The following is a 6,845-nucleotide window of genomic DNA, read 5'->3' on the forward strand; positions in this document are numbered from 1 at the left end:
CGCGGTCGCGGACGGGCTCGCCCTGGATGAGGAAGGCATCGCCCTCGATCTCGATGCGGTCGCCGGGGCGTGGGGTTGGCACCTCGGCCACGCGCAGGTCGATCCGGGTGGTCTCGGACCAGAGCCGTGCATCGCCGAAGCCGGTGACCGCGTCCGCTCGGCGGGCGACGACGCGCACCAGGACGGGCGCGCCGCCCTCGGCGATGTAGACCGCGTCCCGGCCGATGTTCGGATCGGCGAAGAGTGCGTCGAGCGCCAGGTCGACGGCCCCCATCACGTCCTCCGCGCGGAGCGCAGAACCTGCGGGCGGGTGCAGATCGGCAGCGGGTTGCTCTCGATCTCGAGGCGCACCCATTCGTCGCGGTCGCGGTCGGGGATCGTGCGCGCATAGAGCGGCAGGCCGGGCGTGTTGACCGTCTCGAAGGTGTCGGCCGGGGCGTAGTAGATCTCGAAGAGGCCCTCGACGCCCTCGGGATAGAAGTAGGCCTTGTCGGTCGGCACGCCGAAGCCGAGGCCGCCCCGGTAGCGGCGGAAGGTGATGCCGCCGAAGGCGACCTCCTCGCCCACGCGCCCGCGCAGGTCGGCGGCGGCCGCAGTGTTGAGGTAGGTCTCGCGCACCTCCTTGTGGGCCACGAGATCGGCGAAGAAGGCCGAGCCGCATTCGGCGCGCAGCTGGACCTGGCCGGCCGCGAGCCCGCCGAGGCTGTCCTCGACGCTCTCGATCAGCGCCTGGCAGCGCTTGCGGAGCGCGCCCGAGGCGGGGGTCGCGTTGTCGAGGTCGAAGTCCACCTCGGCGGCCGGCGCGATGCCGAACTCGGCGAAGTAGTTCACCACCGTCGCCCCGTCCTTCGGATCCTTCACCACGCCCTGGATGCCGTTGAAGAGGTGGAACTCGAAGGTGGCCTCGGCATCGTTCCGGAGCCGCGCCAGCTTGCGCGCCACCTCGGTCTGCACCTGCTGGACGGCGGTCTCCGACCCGTGGTCGCGGATGCCCTGGATCTCCGAGGCCCAGAGCACGTCCTGCTTCTTGAACTGGCGCACGACGAAGGCGCGCATCTCGCGGCGTTCGGGCACCTGTTGCTCGTGAGGAGAGCCGCGCTCGGAGAAGGGGATCAGCGACAGCGTGCCGTCCCGGCTCTCGATCACCACGGTTCGCGCGCGCACGCCGCGCGGCCCGAAGAGACCCGAGCCCGACAGGATCGCGGGCCTGTAGGGGATGTTCTCCAGCGCGCGGGTCAGCTCGACGATCGAGAAGGCATCGCCTTCGAAGATGTCCATGGTCGCCATGGGGATGTCCTTTCGATGGAGGGGATCAGCGCAGCAGGATCCCGAGCGCGGCCAGCGCCGCGGTGGCGGCGGCGATCTGCGGCTCGGTCGCGCCCGCGGGCCAGACGAGTTCGTGGCGGTTGACGAGGGCCGGGCCGCGCAGGACGGCCACCGCCGCGGCATCGGCGTCGGTCGCATCGGCCTTGCCCCAGAGGATCCCGGCGGCGTTCTGGCTGCCGTTCGAGGCGGCGGGGGCGAGCGGGACGAACTTGCCGCCCGTCGCGATCCTGCCGAGCACCGTGCCGGGATCGATCTTGCCCGCGCCGGAGGCGAGGACGACGGTTTCGCGGGTGTAGTCGCGCGCGACTTCCCAGACGAGGAAGCCGCCCGCATGCGGGCCTTCGGTCAGCGTGGTCATCGGCTCATCCTTTCGGCTTGAAGGTGCGGGCGATCACGTCGCCCCAGGGACGCGCGCTCGCGCTGCGGCCGGGCTGCGGGTGATGCGGCGCGATCTCGGGCTCGGCCTCGGCCTTCGCGGCGAGGAGCGATGCGCGCACCTCGTCGAGGCCCGCATCGCGTTCGAGGAAGCGGCCCGCCATCTGCGGCCGGCCCGCAAGGCGGCAGAGGTCGATCACGGCGCGGGCATGGGCGAGGGCCTCGGCGCGGATCGCGGACGGATCGGGCGGCGGTCCGCCCGGCGGGGACGTGCCCGCCGGCGGTTGCGGCGCATCGGACGCGGCGGCCTGCTCGTCCCAGGCGTCCGCGACCGCGGCGTCCTCGACCATGACCGCCTCGTCGGTGGCCCCGGTATCGGCCCCGTCGTTCTCGTCTCCGGGCTCCGGCTCGGCTTCGGCCTGCTCCGCCAGCACCGGCGGTGCGTTGCGGAAGCGCCCGGTGTCGAAACGCGCGGCGATGCGGACCGGGTCGGCGATCCGGTCGGCGAAGCCCTGCGCCACGGCGTCGGCGGCGTCGAACCAGGTCTCGGCGGCCATCAGCGCGGCGACCTCCTCGGGCGTGCGGCCGGACTTGCCGGCATAGCCCGAGACGAGGCTGCCCTTCACCTTGTCGAGCGCCTCGGCCATGGCGCGCATGTCCTCCGCCGTGCCCATGACGAGGCCGGAGGGGTCGTGGATCATCAGGAAGGTATTCTCGGGCATGACGATCTCGTCGCCCGCCATGGCCACGTAGGAGGCCGCCGAGGCGGCGATGCCGTCGATCCAGACCGTCACGGTCCCGGCATGGCGCCTCAGCGCGTTGTGGATCGCCACCGCGTCGAAGACCGACCCGCCGGGGCTGTTCAGCCGCAGATCGACGGGGGTGCCCTCGGGCAGCGCCCCGAGTTCCGCGAGGAACCCCTTCGCCGAGACGCCGAAGGCGCCGATCTCGTCGTAGATCGCCACTTCCGCCCGCGCGTCCTCCCGGTCGCGCCCCCGGGCGCGGATCGCATACCAGCTCTTCATCCTGTCACTCCTGTTCGGGTTGCGCGTCTGCGCCCGGCGCATCCGACCCCGGATCGGGCAGCCGGGCGGGCGTGGCGCGGGCGCCCTGCGTCCCGCCGGGGCTCGTGCGGTAATGCAGGCCGAGGCCCGCCGCCCGCGCCGCATCGGCGGCGTTCTCGCGGTCGATCTCCTCGACGTCGTAGCCCGTGGCCTCGACCACCTTGCGCCGCGAGACGATGCCCGCCTCCATGGCGAGGACCTGCGCCTGGATGTCCTTCAGCGGATCGACCCAGTCCCAGCGCGGCGGGATCCACTGGACGGGCCGCAGCGCGTCCGGCCGGCCCTCGAGCGCGCCCGCGAGCACGGCCGTCTCGAGCCAGCGCGCCCAGACCGGCCGGCAGAGCTGATGGGCGATCACGCCGTGCTGGAGCTGCTGGATGCGCCTGCGGAACTCGACCAGTTCGGCGCGCAGCGAGGAATAGTTCGCCCGGCCCGTGTCGCCGGTGACGAGGTGATAGGGCAGCCCCAGCGCGGCCGAGACGGCGAGCAGCGTGCGGTACTGGAACGCCTCGTAGCCCCCGCCGACGTCCGCCGGGGACGAGAACTTCACGTCCTCGCCCGGCAGCAGCACCTGCATCGTACCGGGCTCGAGGCTGGCGAGGGCCGCCCCCTCGGCATCGGCGGCGCCTTCGCCCATCATCGGCTCCTCGGGCGCCGCCTTCGTGATGAAGCCCGCGAACATCGCCGCGGTCTTCTTCCGGTCGAGTTCCGCGTCGTCGTACTGGTCGAGCAGGAAGAGCCGCACCATGGCCGGCGCCACATGCGGCAGGCCCCGGATCTGGCCCGCATCGATGGGCCGGTAGATGTGCAGCACGTCCGCCGCCGGCACGCGCACCGTCTCGGGCACCGCCACCCGCCGGTCCGTGCTGTCGCCCGGATGGCGGCGGCGGAAGTGATAGGCCACCCGCCGCCCGATGGCGTCGAACTCGATCCCGCAGCGGATGCGGTTGTCGTCGGCGGCCGTTTCGGTCTTCTCGAAGGGCAGCATCTCGGATTGCAGAAGCTGCAGCTGAAGCGGCACCGAAAGCCCGTCCTCGGGCCGGCGCGGGCGCAGGCGCACGAAGCATTCGCCGGCGACGAACATCTCGCGCGCGACCATGGCCTGAAGCCCGTAGAAGTCGGTCAGACCATCCGCATCGGCCTCGTCCGTCCAGGCGAGCCAGAGCTTCTGCACCCGGTCGCGCAGCGCCCCGTCCCCGATCAGCGAGGAGGGCTTGATCCCGTCGCCCACGAGGTTGGCGGCGAAGGCCTCGCAGGCGTTCGCCGCATAGCCGTTGGCGACCACCAGTTCGCGCGACCGCGCCAGGAGTCGCGGCCCGCCCGCGGCGACCAGCGCGTTGATGTTCTCCAAGGGCGGGTTCCAGCCCCGCAGGCGGCGCTGTGCCATGGCGCCCTCGAGGCGGGCGCGCACGGCCGGGGCGCCGCCGGCCCTTGCGCGGCGGAAGCGGTCGAGAAGCCCCATGGATCAGAGCCCCTTCGCCGTCGTCACGCGCAGCTGCCGCACGATCCGGCGCCCCTCGGCGGCGGCGATCTCCCGCTCCAGCGCCTCGAGCGCCCGGTCGATCTCGGCCAGGCTGCGGTATTCGACCGTCTTGCCGTCGTAGCTCACGCGGGCGATGCCGGAGACGCGCTGCGCGGCCAGCGCCTCGCGGCGGGCGCGGAGTTCGGCGGCCGTGGCCATGGCGTTCACCTCATGTAGCTCGAGCGTATCGTCCGCCGGAGCGGCAGCCTTCGTGCTGGGACGGACGGCTCTGTCGCCGCGCCGTCCGTTGGCCCGTCCTGCTTCGCCGCGCCGAGCTGCGCTTCCAGATCGGCCCAGCGGGCCTCCGGCCAGCGATCCGCACCCGCGATCCAGGCGGCGGCGCGGGCATAGACCCGGCAATCCAGCGCCTCGTTGCGCTCGCGCAGCTTCTGCCATTCGAGCCGGGCGAAGCCGCGGCGGGTAGCGACCGTCACCAGCTGTTCGGCGGTCAGCTGCTTCAGCCATTCGCCGTCGGCCCAGTCCGGCAGATGGATCGTGCCGGGCGGGCACAGCGCACCCGCCGCCTGTTCCTCTTTCGTCGGCCGCTCCAGCCGCAGGAAGCGATAGGTCTCGGCCTTGAAGGTCGAGGTGGCGACGATCCAGAGCCGGGCGCCGCGGCGCAGCCGCTTGCCCGCGACGGTCGCATCGACATAGGTCGGCCCGCTCACCGGGCTCGAGCGGTTGAACCCCTCGACGCCCTTCACCGGCGCCACCTGCCCGAAGCCCGTCTGCCGCGACCAGGCATAGACCGCGCTCGTCTCGTAACCCGTGTCGATCGCGAGCCGCGCCAGCGTCATGTGCCGCCCGCCCTCGTGCCGCCAGACCCGGCCGAGCAGGTCGGTCAGCTGCTGCCAGCAGGCCGGATCGCCGGGCCCGCCCTCGATCACGACGTGATCGACCAGCCAGCTTTCCAAGCCACGACCCCAGGCCCAGACATCGACCTCGATCCGGTCCTTCTGCACGTCGACCCCGGCGGTCAGGAACAGCCCGCCCGCGGGAACGATACCGGGCTTCCACGTCTCGCGCCGGTCGTAGAGCCGCTGCCAGTCCGGCGCTTCGCCGGTCTCGACCCAGGTCTCGCCGAGGATGGTGTTGCGGAAGGCCTTGATCGCTTCGTCCGACCCTTGGGCTGCGTCCCATGCCCGCACGATCCGCTCCCAGCTCAGCCAGCCGATCGGCGAATAGAGCGCCGAGAGGTGATACCCGACCGTGGTCGGATCGGCGGCCGTGGCGGTCGCCCGCCATTCGCCGCCCTCCAGCATCGCCGTCTTGTGGTGTTCCGCGATTGCCGCGTCGCAGCCCTCGCAGTGATACTCGGCCGTCTCGGGGTGCCCCTTCTGCCAGCGCAGCCGGTCGAACTTCAGCCACTGCATCGCGCCGCAATGCGGGCACGGCACGAAGAACCGGCGTTGGTCACTGGCCTCGTATTCCCGCTCGATCCGGCTCAGCCCCCGGATCGTGGGCGTCGAGACCAGGAACACCTTGCGCCGATGGGCGAAGGTCAGCGACCGCGCCTCGGCGAGCGTCACCGGATCGCCTTCCTCGTCAGCGGACGCCGGATAGGCGTCGACCTCGTCGAGGAAGATGTACCGCGCCGGGGTCGAGCGAAGGCCCACGGCCGAGTTCGCCCCGGTCATGATCAGGATGCCGCCCGCGAACTCCTTCGACAGCATCGTGTTGCCCGCGTCGCGCGACCGGGCGGGCTTCACCCGCTCCCGCAGCTCCGGGTTCTCGTCGATCAGCGGATCGATCCGCTGGCGCGAGTTGCGCTTGGCCAGTTCCACGGTCGGCTGGACCGCCAGCATCGGGCCGGGCGCCTGGTGGATCGCGAACCCGATCCAGTTGTTGCCCGCCTCGGTCGCGCCGACCTGCGCGGCCTTCATGAATACGATCCGCTGCGTGGGATCGCCAGGGCTCAGCCGGTCCATGATCTCGCGCATGTAGGGCGTGCGCACCGTGCGATACCGCCCCGGCTCGGCCGAGGCGCGGCCCGAGAGCATCCGGTGCCGGTCCGCCCATTCCGAAACGGTAAGGTCCGGATCGGGCCGCAGCCCGTTGCCCCAGGCGCGCAGGATCTCGCCCGCGCCGTCGAAGCCCGTCAGGCCATCGCCACTCTCATCGGAAGTCGGGCCGGACCTCGGCGAGTTCGTCGAGGTGGGCGCGTACATGTTTCTCCAGCACCTTCTGCATCGCGGCTGGCTCCACTGTGATCTGTTGGTCCGTCGCGTCGCTGCACGAGGCCGAGAGCTCGGCCGCCATCAGCGCCGCGGCGCGCGCAGGCCAGTTCACCCATGCGTCCCGTTCCTCTCGTGCCAGCCGGAACACCAGCGCCAGCGCGCGGGCCCGCTCGATCAACTCCCCCTTCAGCTTCTGCAGCCGGATGCGCCGCTCCTGCGCCTTCAGCACCTCGTTCGCGGTCTTGGCCTGCAGGAAGGTCGTGCCGCCGCCGACGGCGGGGACTGCCAGACCCTGTTCGCGGAGCGTGTCGCCGACGGCAACCACGGCCGCCTCGGGGACAGGCTTCAGCTTCGGCGCGGGCGGCTTGCGGGTCTTCGACG

At 72.0% G+C, this 6,845-nt stretch carries 8 protein-coding genes; all 8 read right to left on the minus strand.

Translation table 11 applies throughout. The annotated features are described in order from the left end of the window. Positions 1 to 274 (minus strand): hypothetical protein (locus EZM81_RS17520; RefSeq protein WP_136646667.1); only part of this gene is annotated, 274 nt, incomplete at its 3' end. Beyond that, a complete protein-coding gene (locus EZM81_RS17525) occupies positions 274 to 1,287 on the minus strand; it encodes a major capsid protein (RefSeq protein ID WP_136646668.1) in 1,014 nt (337 codons plus the stop codon). The genes EZM81_RS17520 and EZM81_RS17525, both read right to left, overlap by 1 nt. Positions 1,288 to 1,312: 25 nt before the next feature. Next, the gene (locus EZM81_RS17530) at positions 1,313 to 1,684 is read right to left on the minus strand and encodes a head decoration protein (RefSeq protein ID WP_136646669.1); all 372 of its coding nucleotides are present in this window, start codon (positions 1,682 to 1,684) and stop codon (positions 1,313 to 1,315) included. A gap of 4 nt (positions 1,685 to 1,688) precedes the next feature. Continuing rightward, a complete protein-coding gene (locus tag EZM81_RS17535) occupies positions 1,689 to 2,726 on the minus strand; it encodes a head maturation protease, ClpP-related (protein ID WP_166583530.1) in 1,038 nt (345 codons plus the stop codon). A gap of 4 nt (positions 2,727 to 2,730) precedes the next feature. Beyond that, the gene (locus tag EZM81_RS17540) at positions 2,731 to 4,227 is read right to left on the minus strand and encodes a phage portal protein (RefSeq protein ID WP_136646671.1); all 1,497 of its coding nucleotides are present in this window, start codon (positions 4,225 to 4,227) and stop codon (positions 2,731 to 2,733) included. 3 nt (positions 4,228 to 4,230) lie between these two features. Further along, positions 4,231 to 4,446 (minus strand): phage head-tail joining protein, encoded by a 216-nt coding sequence (locus EZM81_RS17545; protein WP_136646672.1) that lies wholly within the window; start codon positions 4,444 to 4,446, stop codon positions 4,231 to 4,233. Positions 4,447 to 4,451: 5 nt separating this feature from the next. After that, positions 4,452 to 6,455 (minus strand): phage terminase large subunit family protein, encoded by a 2,004-nt coding sequence (locus EZM81_RS17550; protein WP_136646673.1) that lies wholly within the window; start codon positions 6,453 to 6,455, stop codon positions 4,452 to 4,454. Then, positions 6,403 to 6,845, minus strand: a 443-nt coding sequence (locus EZM81_RS17555; protein ID WP_136646674.1) for a hypothetical protein, incomplete at its 5' end; no start/stop codon positions are given. The genes EZM81_RS17550 and EZM81_RS17555, both read right to left, overlap by 53 nt.

This window comes from Tabrizicola sp. YIM 78059 (assembly GCF_004959785.1).
GTDB lineage: Bacteria > Pseudomonadota > Alphaproteobacteria > Rhodobacterales > Rhodobacteraceae > Tabrizicola > Tabrizicola caldifontis.